This window comes from Kitasatospora putterlickiae (genome assembly GCF_039527695.1).
GTDB classification, from domain to species: domain Bacteria; phylum Actinomycetota; class Actinomycetes; order Streptomycetales; family Streptomycetaceae; genus Kitasatospora; species Kitasatospora putterlickiae.
In genome coordinates, this window is the sequence record NZ_BAAAKJ010000126.1 from 1 (window position 1) to 663 (window position 663).

General features: G+C 77.4%; 1 protein-coding gene and 1 pseudogene. Both read left to right on the forward strand.

Translation table 11 applies throughout. The features are described 5' to 3' along the window. Positions 1 to 236: 236 nt before the first annotated feature. Positions 237 to 410 (forward strand): CsbD family protein, encoded by a 174-nt coding sequence (locus ABD308_RS13410; protein WP_344333032.1) that lies wholly within the window; start codon positions 237 to 239, stop codon positions 408 to 410. 43 nt (positions 411 to 453) lie between these two features. After that, positions 454 to 663 (forward strand): annotated as a pseudogene (locus tag ABD308_RS13415) (hypothetical protein); the annotation flags it as partial.

Sequence of the window (663 nt, forward strand, 5' to 3'; positions counted from 1 at the left end):
CCGCCGTCGAGGCCCGGCTGGACCGGCTGCGCCGGCTGGGCAGCGGCGCCGAGCGCCAGCGCCGGGACTTCCGGGCGCGCGGGCGCGCGCACGACGTGATTGACGGACTGGCCCGGCGGACCGCCGCCGTTCCGCCGCCCGGCTGACGCATGGCACGACTGACGCATGGCACGCCCCGTCCGGGGCAGACGCGTCTCGGGCGGGCACCGGCCCGCCGTCGAACGGAGGCGAACACCATGGCGACCGACGACAAGGTGCGCAACATGGCCGAGAAGGCCCGCGGCAAGGCCAAGGAGGCCACCGGCCGGGCCACCGGTGACCGGACGATGGAGGCCAAGGGGCGCGGCACCCAGATGAAGAGCGACCTGAAGCAGGCCGCGGAGAAGCTCAAGGACGCGGGCAAGGACTGACGCCCGCGCGGCCTCGGCGACGCACCGGAAGTGGGTGGTGAGCATGACCGACCCGGACGACCGTACCCGCGAGCCCCGGGACCCGCCCGTGCGGAGCGAGACGCCCGAGTCCCGGATGACCGGTGAGGGCTCTCCCCCGCCGGAGCGCGAGGAGGACAAGGGCCCCGCGGACGGCCCCGAGTACGCGGTGACCCGTCGGGAGGCCGGGGCGCCGGGGCGCGAGCCCCCGCCCGACCGGCCCGCCGGCGGGCCG